Source organism: Micromonospora sp. CA-240977 (genome assembly GCF_050942285.1).
Classification (GTDB): Bacteria; Actinomycetota; Actinomycetes; order Mycobacteriales; family Micromonosporaceae; genus Micromonospora.
In genome coordinates, this window is record NZ_CP192055.1 from 5,067,296 (window position 1) to 5,080,649 (window position 13,354).

The 13,354-nt window shown below is 71.2% G+C and carries 14 protein-coding genes and 1 pseudogene; 1 reads left to right on the forward strand and 14 read right to left on the reverse strand.

Going from position 1 to position 13,354, the window contains the following annotated elements; translation table 11 throughout:
- Positions 1-23 precede the first annotated feature (23 nt).
- On the forward strand, positions 24-911 hold the full coding sequence (locus ACQPWW_RS22820) for a PaaX family transcriptional regulator (protein ID WP_433125407.1): 888 nt from the start codon (positions 24-26) through the stop codon (positions 909-911).
- Here the strand turns inward: ACQPWW_RS22820 and ACQPWW_RS22825 are convergent.
- From ACQPWW_RS22825 to ACQPWW_RS22890, 14 genes and pseudogenes are all read right to left on the reverse strand, one after another.
- Positions 835-2,364 carry an acyl-CoA synthetase gene (locus tag ACQPWW_RS22825; RefSeq protein WP_433125409.1) on the reverse strand — a complete coding sequence of 510 codons (1,530 nt, stop codon included), beginning with the start codon at positions 2,362-2,364 and terminating at the stop codon, positions 835-837. The genes ACQPWW_RS22820 and ACQPWW_RS22825 overlap by 77 nt on opposite strands.
- Positions 2,365-2,421: 57 nt before the next feature.
- The gene (locus tag ACQPWW_RS22830) at positions 2,422-2,874 is read right to left on the reverse strand and encodes a MaoC family dehydratase (RefSeq protein WP_433125410.1); all 453 of its coding nucleotides are present in this window, start codon (positions 2,872-2,874) and stop codon (positions 2,422-2,424) included.
- A 17-nt stretch (positions 2,875-2,891) separates the two neighbouring features.
- Positions 2,892-3,773 (reverse strand): amidohydrolase family protein, encoded by an 882-nt coding sequence (locus ACQPWW_RS22835; protein ID WP_433125412.1) that lies wholly within the window; start codon positions 3,771-3,773, stop codon positions 2,892-2,894.
- Positions 3,774-3,824: 51 nt separating this feature from the next.
- Entirely contained in the window at positions 3,825-4,751 is a 927-nt protein-coding gene (locus ACQPWW_RS22840) for an SDR family oxidoreductase (RefSeq protein WP_433125414.1), read from the reverse strand.
- Between the two features lie 112 nt (positions 4,752-4,863).
- Positions 4,864-5,625, reverse strand: coding sequence for an IclR family transcriptional regulator (locus ACQPWW_RS22845; protein WP_433125416.1), 762 nt, complete (start codon positions 5,623-5,625; stop codon positions 4,864-4,866).
- 30 nt (positions 5,626-5,655) lie between these two features.
- On the reverse strand, positions 5,656-6,609 hold the full coding sequence (locus tag ACQPWW_RS22850) for a PDR/VanB family oxidoreductase (RefSeq protein WP_433125417.1): 954 nt from the start codon (positions 6,607-6,609) through the stop codon (positions 5,656-5,658).
- On the reverse strand, positions 6,606-6,824 hold the full coding sequence (locus ACQPWW_RS22855; protein ID WP_433125418.1) for a hypothetical protein: 219 nt from the start codon (positions 6,822-6,824) through the stop codon (positions 6,606-6,608). The genes ACQPWW_RS22850 and ACQPWW_RS22855 overlap by 4 nt, the downstream gene beginning before the upstream one ends.
- A complete protein-coding gene (locus tag ACQPWW_RS22860; protein ID WP_433125419.1) occupies positions 6,821-7,864 on the reverse strand; it encodes a Rieske 2Fe-2S domain-containing protein in 1,044 nt (347 codons plus the stop codon). The genes ACQPWW_RS22855 and ACQPWW_RS22860 overlap by 4 nt, the downstream gene beginning before the upstream one ends.
- A 318-nt stretch (positions 7,865-8,182) precedes the next feature.
- Complete coding sequence (locus ACQPWW_RS22865) at positions 8,183-9,022, reverse strand: NmrA family NAD(P)-binding protein (protein ID WP_433125420.1); 840 nt, start codon at positions 9,020-9,022, stop codon at positions 8,183-8,185.
- A 51-nt stretch (positions 9,023-9,073) separates the two neighbouring features.
- Positions 9,074-9,557 (reverse strand): annotated as a pseudogene (locus tag ACQPWW_RS22870) (integrase core domain-containing protein); the annotation flags it as partial.
- Positions 9,558-9,723: 166 nt separating this feature from the next.
- Positions 9,724-10,944, reverse strand: coding sequence for an ABC transporter permease (locus ACQPWW_RS22875; protein WP_433125421.1), 1,221 nt, complete (start codon positions 10,942-10,944; stop codon positions 9,724-9,726).
- Positions 10,941-11,633 (reverse strand): ABC transporter ATP-binding protein, encoded by a 693-nt coding sequence (locus tag ACQPWW_RS22880; RefSeq protein WP_433125423.1) that lies wholly within the window; start codon positions 11,631-11,633, stop codon positions 10,941-10,943. The genes ACQPWW_RS22875 and ACQPWW_RS22880 overlap by 4 nt, the downstream gene beginning before the upstream one ends.
- Entirely contained in the window at positions 11,630-12,733 is a 1,104-nt protein-coding gene (locus ACQPWW_RS22885; RefSeq protein WP_433125425.1) for a peptidoglycan-binding protein, read from the reverse strand. Before ACQPWW_RS22885 ends, ACQPWW_RS22880 begins: the two co-directional genes overlap by 4 nt.
- Positions 12,730-13,278 carry a hypothetical protein gene (locus ACQPWW_RS22890; RefSeq protein WP_433125426.1) on the reverse strand — a complete coding sequence of 183 codons (549 nt, stop codon included), beginning with the start codon at positions 13,276-13,278 and terminating at the stop codon, positions 12,730-12,732. The genes ACQPWW_RS22885 and ACQPWW_RS22890 overlap by 4 nt, the downstream gene beginning before the upstream one ends.
- Positions 13,279-13,354 lie beyond the last annotated feature (76 nt).

The following is a 13,354-nucleotide window of genomic DNA, read 5'->3' on the forward strand; positions in this document are numbered from 1 at the left end:
CGAGTTCGCCGAAGGGAAGCGCTGTGGGTAGTCGTCAGCCGAAGCAGTTGTTGCTCGCCTTCTTCGGCGAGCACGTCGTCGACGCCGCCACGGGACCCATCCGGGCGAGCGCCCTGATCAACGTGCTGGAAGGCGCGGACGTCGCCGCGCCGGCCACCCGCGCGACCCTCGACCGTCTCGTGCACAGCGGCATCCTCGCCCGCAGCAGGAGCGGCCGGGAGACGCTCTTCTCACTGACCGAGCACGGGGCGGCGGTGTTGCGCGAGGCGAAGGACCGCGTTCGCGGGCCGCGGCCGTTCGACCCGCAGGGCAGCGGCTGGACCCTTGTCACCTTCTCGATCCCGGAGGGTCAGCGGATGCTGCGGCACCGGCTGCGCTCCACCCTCACCTGGGAGGGCTTCGCGCCGCTCCGGGACGGGCTCTGGCTCGCGCCCGGCGAGGTCGACCTCGCCGGGTCGTTGGAGCCGCTGCGCCAGGACCTCGCGCCCAACACCGTGATCGCCTTCCACGCCCGCGAACTCGCCGGCTTCCCGATCGGCGAGAGCGTGCGCGCGGCCTGGGACATCGAGGCGATCCGACGTGCGCACCTCGCCTTCATCGAGGTGTGGGACGACCCGTCCGCGCTGGCGATGGCGTCGAGCGCCCTCACCGTACGAACCATGCTCGTGGCGGACTGGCTCGCGCTGCTGCGCGCCGACCCGAGGCTGCCGGCCGAGTTCATGGACGCGGAATGGCCCGCCGCGAGATCGGTGCGGACCTACCGCCGGATGCACGACGAGCTGGCCGAGGCGTCCGCGGCGGAATTCGCCGAACTCGTCGCGACCCGGCCCGCGACTAGGCGCCGAACCGGGTCCGCAGATCGGCCTTCCGCACCTTCCCCGACGCCGTCCGCGGCAGCTCGTCCACGATGACGACGTTCTTCGGAAGCTTGTAGCGCGCGATCCTGCCGTCCAGGCGGGCCCGGACGGTGGCGGTGTCCACGGACGCTCCCTCCCGGACGGTCACGATCGCCCACGGCACCTCCCCCCAACGCTCGTCCGGCACGCCGATGACCGCCGCCGAGGTCACCCCGTCGACCTCGGTGAGCAGCTGCTCGAGTTCGAGCGGGTAGATGTTCTCGCCCCCCGAAATGATCATGTCCTTGAGGCGGCCGGAGATGTAGAGGTACCCGTCGGCGTCCAGGTGGCCGAGGTCGCCGGAGCGGAACCACCCGTCGGCCGTGAACGCCTCGGCGGTCGCCTCCGGCAACCCGTGGTAGCCGGGGAAGACGTTGGGACCGGCCACCTCGATCTCACCGACAGCGCCGGCAGGCAGCACCGCACCGGCCGCATCGGTGATCCGCACGTCGGTGAAGAAGTGCGGCAGGCCGACACTGCCCTGCTTGACGCGGGTCATCGTGGGCGGCAGCGCGGTGGCGCCCGGCGCGGCCTCGGTCATTCCGTAACCCTGGGAGAACGACAGGCCCCGGGCCTCGTACGCGTTGAGGATGCGGGCCGGCACCGCCGAACCTCCGCAGGTGAGCTTCGTCAACGTCGACAGGTCGGTCGACGCCCAGGCGGGATGGTCGGCCAGCAGCTGGTAGGTGGTCGGCACGCCGCTGAGCATGGTGACCCCGTGCCGCTCGATCTGCGCGAGCGCGCGGCCCGGCTCGAAGCCCCTCTCGATGACCATCGTGGCGCCCTTGAGGATGACGGGCAGGGCGCCCATCCCGAGCGAGGCGACGTGGAACAGCGGCGAGATCATGAGGGCGACGTCGGTGGAGACGACGTCATAGTCGACCACACAGTTGAGCGCCACCCAGGTGAGGTTGCCGTGGGTCAGCACCGCGCCCTTGGCCCGGCCGGTCGTGCCCGAGGTGTAGACGATCGCCGCCGGATCCTCGTGGGCGGTGTCGGCGTGGTCGGTGAACGGGGTGACGGCGGCCCGGGCCAGGTGCGCCAGCCCGGGCCGGTCCGCGCTGCCCGCACCGTTGACGATGACGTACGGGGTCCGGGCGGTCGCCGCGGCGGAGGCCACCGGCACCGCGAAGTCCGGATCGTGGATCAGCACCCGCGCGGCACAGTCGGCGAGAACGTAGCCGATCTCGGGTGCGGCGAGCCGGGTGTTGACCGGCACGAAGACCGCCCCGACCTGCGCCGCCCCGAACATCACCTGGAGGAGTTCGGGGCTGTTCTCCCCCAGGTAGGCAACGGAGTCGCCGTTGCCGACACCCCGCTCCCGCAGCACCGCCGAGATCCGGTCGGCGGCGTCGGCGAACTGGCGGTACGTCATGGGCGACCGGTCGCCATGGATGATCGCGATCTGGTCCGGGGACTTGAGCCGGCGCTTGGCCAGCCAGGCGCCAATTCCGTGCTGGTGCATCATCAATCTCCTGGGGGGTGGAGGTGGTGTGCTCGCCCGGCTCGACGGATGCCCCCGGGATCAGGCGTAGAAGCGGTACAGCCCGCGCGCGACGACCGCCGGCTTGGTCCCTCCCTCGATCTCGATCGTCTGGTCGACAACGAGCTGGTAGCCGCCGCGGACCTCGACGACCTCGACGACTGTGGCCCGCATCCGCACCCGCGCCCCGACCACGACCGGCGCGGGGAAGCGCACCTTGTCGAGGCCGTAGTTCACCTTCGTGGTCACGCCCTTGACCTCGAGCAGCTCGGTCCAGAAGGGAACCGCCAGGGAGAGAGTGAGGAAGCCGTGCGCGATCGGTGCGCCGAACGGGCCGGTCTTCGCCCGTTCCGGGTCGACGTGGATCCACTGGTGGTCGTCCGTGGCGTTCGCGAACAGGTCCACCTGGTCCTGGGTGACAGTGCGGTACCCGGTGTGGCCGAGATCGGTGCCGGCGAGGTCGCCGAGCCGGTCGTAGGTGATGGTCGTCGTCATGGCGTTTCCTCTCGTCGTCACCGGGCCAGGCCCAGCAGTCGGGCCGCGTTGTCCTTCAGGATGCCCGGGAGCACGTCCGGCTTGAGGTCGGTAGCCTGCACGTCGCGAAGCCACCGGTCCGGGGTGAGCATCGGGAAGTCGGTGCCGAAGAGCACCCGACGCTTCAGCAGCGAGTTCGCGTAACGCACCAGCTCGGCCGGGAAGTACTTCGGGCTCCAGCCGGACAGGTCGATCCAGGTGTTGTGCTTGTGCGTGGCCACCGACAACGCCTCGTCCTGCCAGGGCACCGACGGGTGGGCCATGATGATCTGGAGGTCGGGGAAGTCGGCCGCGATCGGGTCGAGCAGGATCGGGTTCGACCGGCCGAGGCGCAGACCGTAGCCGCCCGGCGTACCCGCGCCGATGCCGGTCTGCCCGGTGTGGAAGAGCGCCGGGACGCCGGCGCGCTCCAGCAGGCCCCACAGCGGCGCGTACTCGTCGTGGCTGGGGTCGAAGCCCTGCACTGTGGGGTGGAACTTGAAGCCTCGAACGCCCTCCTCCCGGATCAACCGGTCGGCGAGTTCGACTGCCGCTCCCCCGGTGCGCGGATCGACCGACCCGAACGGGATGAGCACGTCGGCGTGCTCGCCCGCAGCGCGTGCGATCTCGACGCTGGACAGTGGCTGATGCTTCAGTTGGGTACGCGCGTCCACTGTGAAGACGACCGCCGCCATGTGCCGCTCGCGGTAGTACCGCGCCACCGCGTCGACCGCGGGCCGTGGGCCGTCGGTCTTGAAGTACGCCGACGCCGCTGCCACGAGCGGTTCGGGCAGTGAGGTGTGACCGTGGTCGTCGACCTCGATGTGCACGTGCATGTCGATCGCCGTGACGTCGTCGAGGTCGATCGCGGGCTGGTACATGGGGCCAACCTCCGTCGGGCGGGTCGGGGCGGGCAGGTCTGCTCGGGCCGGTCAGGACGGCGCGGTCTCGAACTCCTCGGGGAGTTTCGGGAATCGTTCACCGACACTCTGCGCGGCACCGGCGAATGTCGTCGGCCAAGCCTCCACCAGTGCGTCGTACGTCCAGCCGCCTTCGCGGTGCGCGGTCAGCGCCGCCTCCGGGTGGGTCCAGATCTGCAGGCGGTCCCCGCCGACACCGATCACCTGACCGGTCACCGAGGCCGCCGCGTCGGAACCGAGGAACGCGACCAGCCCGGCCACGTCGTCCGCCGTGCCGAATCCCAGCTCGTGTCGGAAGAACGCGGGCATCGGCTCGCCGTTCGCCTCGGCCCGCACCGCCGCAGCGAAGTAGGGAACGGTGGCGGTCATCGCGGTCGCGGCGACCGGGACGACGGTGTTGGCGGTGATGCCGGCCCGCTTCAGCTCCAACGCCCAGGTCCGGACCATGCCGACGATGCCCGCCTTGGCGGCCGCGTAGTTGGTCTGGCCGAAGTTGCCCCGCTGCCCGGTGGGCGATCCGACGCAGATGATCCGCCCGCCCTCGCCGGCCTGCCGCATGTGCTGCACCGCCTCGCGCACGGTGGTGAACGTGCCACGCAGGTGCACGTTGATGACGGTGTCGAAGTCGTCGTCGCTCATCTTCCACAGCACCGTGTCGCGCAGCACGCCGGCGTTGGTGACGAGGATGTCCAGCCGTCCGAAGTGCTCGACCGCCGTGCTGACGAGTGCCTTCGCGGTCTCGGTCGGGCCGACCGGTGCGACCACCGCGACGGCCCGACCGCCGGACGTCTCGATCGTCGCCACGGCGTCGGCGGTGGCCTCGGCGTCGACGTCGTTGAGCACGACCGAGGCGCCCCGCCGCGCCAACTCCTGCGCGTAGGCGAGGCCGAGACCTCGCCCGGCGCCGGTGACGATGGCGACTTTGCCGTCCAGTGACATGAGTGCTCCCTTTCGTCGATGCCGATCTGCGCACGAGGGTGGGGAGTAACACGCGCACCAGCAACGTAATGCAGAATTTGATCGGGCGTCAACGATTTGTAGTCTGTCTACATCAGACGGCAGGGCGGGTGGAGTTGTTCAGCGCCCGGGAGACCACCCGGCCCGCGGCCTGGACCAGCGGCGCCAACGCCACCGGGTCCGCCCGGTCGTGGGCAACCACCAGCGAGATCGCCGCCACCACACCCTCCGGTACGCGGATCGGCGCGGCCACCGAGAGGGCGTCCATCGTGACCTGACGGTCGCTGACCGCGTAGCCGACCCGTCGTACCTCGGCGAGGCAGCGACGCAGCCGTTTCGGGTCGGTGATGGTCAGTTCGGTGTACCGCTCCAGCGGCGCGGCCAGCACCTGCTCCTGGACCTCGGCGGGTGCGTGGGCGAGCAGGACCAGCCCGACGCCGGTGGCGTGCAGCGCGAAGCGACCCCCCACCCGGGTGAGCACGGGCACCGCGTGTCGCCCGGCGATCCGTTCGATGAAGACGAGTTCGAGATCCTGCCGGACGGCGAGCTGGACGTTCTCGTGGGTCACCTCGTACAGGTCCTCCATCACCGGCAGGGCCAGCTCCCGCAGCCCCAGGCCCCTGGGTGCCAGCGAGCCCACCTCCCACAGCCGCAGACCGATCCGGTACCGCCCGTCGTCGCCGCGCTCCAGTGCCCCCCACGCGACCAACTCCGCGACCCGCCGGTACACGGTGGGCAGTGGCATCCCGGTGCGACGCGCCAGCTCGCTCAGGGTCAACGCCGGGGTGGCCGGGCTGAACGCGTCGAGCAACGCCAGCACCTTGCTCGTCACCGACCGTCCCGCTTCTGCGCGCACCCCGTCATCATCCCCGCCCACACCGGGCGCTCACAGCTCCAGCACGAGTCGGGGCGTACGGGCCCGGGAGACGCAGATCATCATGGTGTCCCCGGCGGCCCGCTCCTCGGCGGTGAGCAGGCTGTCGCGATGCTCCGGCACACCGGCGAGCACCGGCGTCTCGCAGGTGCCGCAGGTGCCCTCCCGGCAGGACGAGAGGACCTGGACCCCGGCCTCCTCCACCGCTCGCAGGATCGGCGTGCCCGGCGGCACGGTCACCGTCCGCCCGGAGAGCGCGAGTTCGACCTCGATCGTCGTCTCCGGCGCGCCGGTGTCGCCCCGGGCGGTGAAACGCTCGACGTGCAGGCAGCCCGTTGGCCAGTCGCGGCAGTGCTCCTCGACCGCCGTGATCAGTGGTTCCGGGCCGCAGCAGTAGACGAGCCCGGTGCCGGGCCGGCCCAGCAACCCGGCCAGGTCGAGCAGGCCGGTCTCGTCCTGCGGGTGCAGGCTCACCCGGTCGCCGTACCTCTTTCGCAGGGCGGTGGCGAAGGCCATGGTGGCGTGGCTGCGTCCGCCGTACACCAGCCGCCAGTCAGCGCCCGCGGCGTCGGCCGCGGCGACCATCGGTGCGATGGGGGTGATACCGATGCCGCCGGCAATGAAGAGGTAGCGGCGTGCCGCGACCAGCGGGAAGGTGTTGCGTGGTCCGCTCACCCGGACGGTCGCGCCGACGGTGAGCCGCTCGTGCGCCAGCCGGGAGCCGCCGCGCCCGTTCGGTTCGCGCTGCACCGCGATCCGAAGGACCGACCGCTCCGCCGGGTCACCGCAGAGGGAGTACTGACGAACCAGCCCGGCGTCCAACTCCAGGTCGATGTGCGCGCCCGGGGTCCACTCGGGCAGGTCACCGCCGTCCGCGCGACAGAGGCGGATCGCCACCACCTCCGCCGCCACCTGATCGCGACCGGCGACCATCAGCTCGACACCGGTCAGCACGTCCACCGTCACTCGCGCATCGCCAGCCGCCTCGCCGGTCCGGGCACCGGCCCGGCCGCACCCTGGTGGTCCTGCGGGTGGCCGAGCAGCCAATCCCACAACTCGACCGGCTCCTCGGTACGGCGCTCGGCCCCGCAGTGGCAGATCCCGCGCAGGGTGTCGGTGCCCGGCACCCAGTGGATCCGGTAGACCCGGTCCCCGGTGAGGGAGCCTGCCCCGGACCTCATCGCGCCGCTCCCACCGTCCCCGACCCGACCATCCGCGCCAGCAGCCGCCGGGCGGCCAGGCCACCGGTGTCGATGTTGATGCTCAACTCCTGATACCTGTCCGGCTCGGTCGCGATCACCTGTTCCAGGATGTTGAGGGCGGTCACGTCCTGCATGACAACTGTGTGATTACTGTGGTGGAGGTACTCGCTGACCGACTCGTCGTCGATCGCGAAGTCCCGTGCCACCGCCCAGAAGTCGTAGGTGGTGTGCTCCGTCGACGGGGTGATGGCGTACACGATCTCGGCGTGGAACGCTTCGCGGTCCTCGCCCTCGGCGGGCGGGTAGACACCCTGCGGCGCGATCCGGCTGTGCAGCAGGTAGAGGCAGGGCGGGTGGTACTCGATGTCCTGCCACCGGGTGATCCGGCCCTGGATGCCGGTGGAGCGCGCGTAGAACGGAGGGCACTCGGCGTCGTCCATGTGCCGACTGACGTAGACGATCCCCCGGTCCTCGTCCACCTCGGTGGTGATCGGGGTGTTCGCCACCTCCGGCGTGCCGATGTAACCGCCGTGCAGATAGGTCTCGTGGGACAGATCCAGAAGGTTGTCGACCAGCAGGCCGTACCGTGCGTTCAGTGGCACCATGCCCCGCACCACCGCGTAGCGCGGGTCGGCCAGCCACGGTGCGCGGGGAATCGCAGCCGGGTCGGCCCGGTCCAGGTCGCCGATCCAGACCCAGATGAAGGAGTCCTGTTCGACCACCGGGAAGGAGACCACCCGCGCGGTGCGCGGGATGCGCTGTTGACCGGGTACGAAGACGCAGGCGCCGGTCGGATCGTAGGTGAAGCCGTGGTAGCCGCAGACGATCGTGTCGCCGTCGAGCCGGCTCTCCGACAGCGGGAAGCGCCGGTGTACGCACCGGTCGGCGAGCGCCACCGCCTGCCCGGCACCGGTGCGGTACAGCACCAGCGCCTCACCGAGCACCGTCCGGGCGAGCAGGTTTCGCCCCACCTCACCGCCGTAGGCGGCCACATACCACTGGTTACGCGCGAATGCCATGCGACCGGACCTCCATGCCGATGGACGTCGATGGAGCCGGATCGTCCCGTGCGGTGTCCCCGCTGGGGAACCGGAGCTTTCACTGAGTGAAAGGCCGGGCTCTCGCACGAGTCCGGCGACGAGCGCCCCGCGGCATGTGTGGACCCACAGCCGGTGGCGAGAAGCGGCATGTTGGCTTGTCTGCGAATGACCAGTATCCGCAGGTAGGCCCAAGGCGCCGCCTGCCGCCCCGACCACCGCGCCGAGGGCTCCGCCCGGGATACCGGAGACCGCACCTCCCAGGGCGCCTGCGACGAACACCAGCGGGTTCGTCATGTTTCACGGTTTGTAGCGGGCCGCCGCGTCGGGGGTGCGGAAGCGCTCCGCATGTTCGGCCACCCACTGTTCGAAGGTACGCGCCGGGCGGCCGGTCACCTGCTCAACGGTATCCACCACGCTGGTGGACTCCTTACTGGGAGCGGCGTACCAGCCCACGACATACTCGGCGTCCGCTTGGGAAACCCCGGTGGCCGTCAGCCGGTCGACGGCCTGTTCGTGGGTGATCGGGACGAAGGTGACAGCACGGCCGATGGCCCGGGACAGGACGGCGATCCGCTCGCGCGGGGTCAGCGATTCCGGCCCGGTCAGGTTGTACGCACGCCCCGCGTGGCCGTCCTCGAGCAACGCCGTCGCCGCGACTGCGCCGATGTCGGCCTCGTGCACCAGCGCGCTGGGGAAGTCGTACGGTTCCCGCACGACCCCTTCGCTCCGGACCGAGTCGATCCAGGTAAGCGTGTTGGACATGAACTCCTGCGGTTCCAGACGGGTCCACTGGACGCCCGAGTCCGCCACCGCCTGTTCGGCAGGCCCCACCCAGCCGCCCCACACCACGGTGATGCGCCGTACACCCGCGTCGACCGCCCGCCGTACCAGCTCGGGTCCGGCCTCGGCGAGCCCTGCCGTCACCGTCACGTGCAGCCGATGGACGCCGTCGAACGCGGCGTCCAAAGTCCCCGGCGCCGTGTGCGTACCGGCCACCAGCTCCACCTCGGCCGGGAACCGTCCCGCGGCCGCAGCCGGGTCGCGGGTCAGCGCCCGAACGTGCTCGCCCCGGCGGACCAGCTCCGCCACTACGTGCCAGCCGGTGTTTCCGGTGGCCCCGGTCACCAATGTCGTCACAGGCGACTCCTTTCGTCACCGGAGACTCTAAAATCTCAACCTAACTTGAGATCAAGGGCGGGACGATCGCGGGTGGCAGCGGGACGAGGACAACCTTGCCGCCCTTGCCGCGCTGTACTGCCCAGGGAGGTTGGTCAACCTGGTGGCGGGTGCCCGGCCGCCGATGGCGGTGTGGGGTCGGTGGTGATTGTAGTGATGTAGGAAGGCTGGTAAGGCTTTCCTGCGTGCGTTCTCCGATCCGTAGAACCGGGCGAGTGCCCAGCCGTCGGTCATGGTGCGGTGGAAGCGTTCGACCTTGCCGTTGGTCCGCGGCCGATAAGGGCGGGTCTTCTTCGGGGTGATGCCGAGTTCGGCGCAGGCGTCGCGCCAGGCGTAGGACTTGCAGGCCGAGCCGTTGTCGGACAACACCCGCTCGATGGTGACACCGCGGGCGGTGAACCAGGTGACCGCGTTGCGGAGCACGTCTATCGCCGTGGACGGCCTGCTCGTCGTCGCGGATTTCGGCGTCGGCGACGGGTGAGTGATCGTCGATCACCGGCAGCGTTAGCGTGGGACACGAAGGCCTCCTGGTTGGCGGAGCGGGGCATGTGAGTCGACCGTCCGGCTGAGACGACGCGATCGGTCACCCGGGGAGAACGCCAGAGCTCGACCCCGGCCACCCGGGCGGATTCGTGTCGCCGCCCGGGTGGCCAGGGTGGTGGTTACGGTGTGGCGAGTGCCTGCGTCGGTGCTAGCCGGGCGGCTCGGATCGCCGGGTACAGCCCGGCCAGGCCGCCGATGGCCACGGTAGCGATCAGGCCGCCCGCGGTGGCCCAGGCCGGCACGACCGCCGGCCAGTCCTGGTACGCGGCGTACCCGGTGGTCACCACGATGCCCAGCAGCACCCCGCCCGCCCCGCCGAGCGCGGACAGCAGCAGCGACTCGGCCAGGAACTGGAGTCGGATCTGCCCCCGCGTCGCGCCGAGTGCGCGGCGTAGCCCGATCTCGGCACGGCGCTCCAGCACCGAAATGATCATCGTGTTGGCCACCCCGACGCCGCCGACCAGCAGTGCCACCGCGCCCAACCCGAGTAGCAATCCGTTGAGGGCGGCGTCGGCGGCCTGTTTGGCGCTGAGCGCGTCGGACGGTCGAGAGACGGTGACCTCGCTGGGCGCCCGCGGATTGGCGGTAGCGGCCAGAACCCCGCTCACGGCGACCACCTGGCTCTCCAACGACCGGGTGTAGACGGTGGTCGGGCGTGCGTCGAAGCGGAACCGCTCGGCCGCGATGTCCCAACCCATCAGCACGGCGGAGTCGAGTTCGGGTGCGAAGTCCACCGGATTCAGGATGCCGACCACGGTGAACCGACCGCCGCCGACCAGAATCCCGGTCGCCGTGTTGGCTCGGCCGATGCCGAGCCGCTGGGCCGCGGACGCGCCGAGCACCACCGCGGGGTACCGGCCGGTCACGCCGTTCAGCCAGACGCCACTGCGGATGGTCGCGCCGACGGTCGAGGGCAGCGTCACCCGGGCGGCGAAGGCGGAGAGTCCGTTGGTCACCTCCACCGGGATCCGGTCGGACCGGTACACCTTCACGTGGGGGATCGCGCCGATCGCCGAGGTGGCGGTGACCGGGCCGATCCGCCCGATCATCGCCTCCGCCTCCAGGGGCAGCGCCGCGGTCTGGCCGTCAAAGGTGTGTCCGGGCGAGACGGTCAGCAGGTTCGTGCCGAGCGCGGCGAGCCGGCGATCGAGTTCCTCGTGCGAGGAGGACGAGATGCCCACCACGGCGATCATCGCGGCGATGCCGATCGCGATGCCGAGCGCGGACAGCAGCGCGCGGGTCGGCCGGGTCCGCAGGCCCGCGGCGCCGATCCGGAACACGTCGCGCGCCGCCAGCCGGGCCGAGGACAGCCCGGCGTCGGTCGTTGTCGCCGCGCTCACCGGTTCACCTCCCGGTCGTGGCGGACGGACACGTGGTCGGCGACCACACGGCCATCGCGCATCCGCACCTGCCGGTCCAGACTCGCGGCGAGGTCGCGGTCGTGGGTGATGACAACGACCGTGGTACCGGTGGAGCGCAGCGCACGCAGCACGTCGATGACGCCCTCGCCGGCGGCGGAGTCGAGGTTGCCGGTCGGTTCGTCCGCGAGGAGCAGTGCCGGATCGCCGACCACCGCACGGGCGATGGCCACCCGCTGCCGCTCCCCGCCGGACAACTCGTGCGGCTCGTGGTCGAGCCGGTGGCCGAGTCCGACCCGCTCCAGCACCGACCGCGCCCGGCGACGGCGCACGGCCCACCGTACGCCGGAGTAGAGCAGCCCGTCGGCCACGTTGTCGAGCGCCGGCGCGCCGCCGGCCAGGTGGAACTGCTGGAACACGAAGCCGATCCGCCTCGCCCGCAGCGCCGAGAGCTGCCGGTCGGACAGCAGCGAGAGGTCGTGGCCGTCGACGACCACGCGGCCCGCTGTGGGCCGGTCCAAGGCGCCGAGGATGTGCAGCATGGTGGACTTGCCGGAGCCGGAGGGGCCGACCACCGCGGTCAGCTCGCCGGTGCCGATGCTGAGGGTCACGCCGGCGAGAGCGTGGACGCCGCCGGGGTAGATCTTCGTGACGTCGGTCAGCTCGATCATGCCGGCACTCCCACCGTCATGCCGGCGGTCAGCCCCTCGCCGCTGATCTCGACCCGGCCGCCGGCGAACAGCCCGGTCTCCACCCGCAGGTACCGGGGGGTGCCGTCCTCGATCACCTCGACGCCGTAGCCGCCCTCGGCCAGCGCCACCAGCGCCGCGATCGGCACCGTCAAGACGTCCTTGCGCTCGGCGCCGGTGAACACCACGTTGACCACCGCGGCCTGGATGCCTCCGGCGGCGTTCGGGTCGTTCAGCGCGACGAGCGTCTCGACCTTCGTCGCGGGTGGGCTGTCGGGGGTGTTCGCCAGCTGGATCACCGTGTAGACGCGGTCGATCCGGCCCGGCACCTGCTTCCCGTCCGGCAGCCGGATCTGCACGTCGGCACCCGCGCGGGCCAGCCGCTGGTCGGCGACGTCGAGCCGGACGGTCACCTGCCGGGTGGTGCCGGTGTACGTCAGCACCTCCTGCCCGTCGCCGGTGGCCGCGTTCACGCTCACCGTCACGCTGGCCACCCGCACCGGGCCTGCGGCGAACAATATCCGCCCGTGATCGACAGTGCCGGTCTGCGCCAGGCCCAGGTCCTTCTGCCAGCGCCGTACCGCCGTCCCGGTCAATGCCGTGAACAGGTCGTCGACCGTGAACCCGCCGTAGCCGAGCGCCCGCAGGTTGGCCTCCAACTGGCGCACGTCCGGGCCGCGGGTACCGGCACGGAGCGACCGGTAGGCCACCACGTCGCCGTACATCACCACGATCGGGCGGTTGTCCACCCGGTACAGCGGCTGTCCCCGGGTGATGACGTCGCCGGTCAGCGGTACCCCGGTGACGGTCCCCGGGATCCTCCCGGCCAGCACGATCGGCGCGCCGTACCCGAGATCGCCGGCCACCTCGGTGGTGTCCTGCATCGTCTCCCGCGTCACCTGCGCCGTGCCGGGTGGCAGGTCCGCCACCGACGGGGTCGCCGGCCCGCGGCCGCCGAGGCCCCGGGCGGCCACGACCACCGCGCCCACGAGCACGACCGCGCCGACGACCGCGGCGCCCCGGCCCCGCGCCCGTCGCCGCACCCTACGCCGGCCGGGCGCCGGATCGGTCGTCTCGCTCATCTGGTCGACCCCGGGTTGGGGTGGTTGCTCGCCATCATGGCGTCACAGGCCGCTTTTGCCGCCGGAAACTGCGGGTCGTCGCCGACCGATTTGTGGAGCTGGACGTCACCGTTGGCTCCGGGGTCGGGGAAGTGCTCCACATCGTGCTGACGCATGCATTGGGAGTACTGGCGCAGCGCGTCGGTCTTCTCCCTCGGCCGGGCACCGCCGTTGCCGCTGCCCTGGTACTGGCCGCAGGCCGCCTGCGCCCTGTCCTGGGTGGCCTGGTCGGGCCGCGGGCTGGGGACGGTGAAGGTGACGTCGTCGCCGCTGAAGATCGGGTCCGACATGGGTACGCCGTGCTCGCGCATGCACTGCGCGTACTTGAACTGCCGGTCCCGGGCGCTCAGGCTGGGCGTGGTGCTCGCAGCGGCGTTCGGCTGGCTGGAGCCGCCCGCCGACGCCACGTTCTTGTCCTGGGTCTTGCCGCAGCCGACCGCGAGTGTCAGCACCAGCGGCACGGTGGCCGCCATCGGCAACCATTTCCTCATCGGTGGTCTCGTCATCGGTGGTCTTCTCCTCGTTGGTAACTGGTTCGTGGGCAACCTGTTCCGGCGGACACAGGAGACCAGGGGCGCCGTG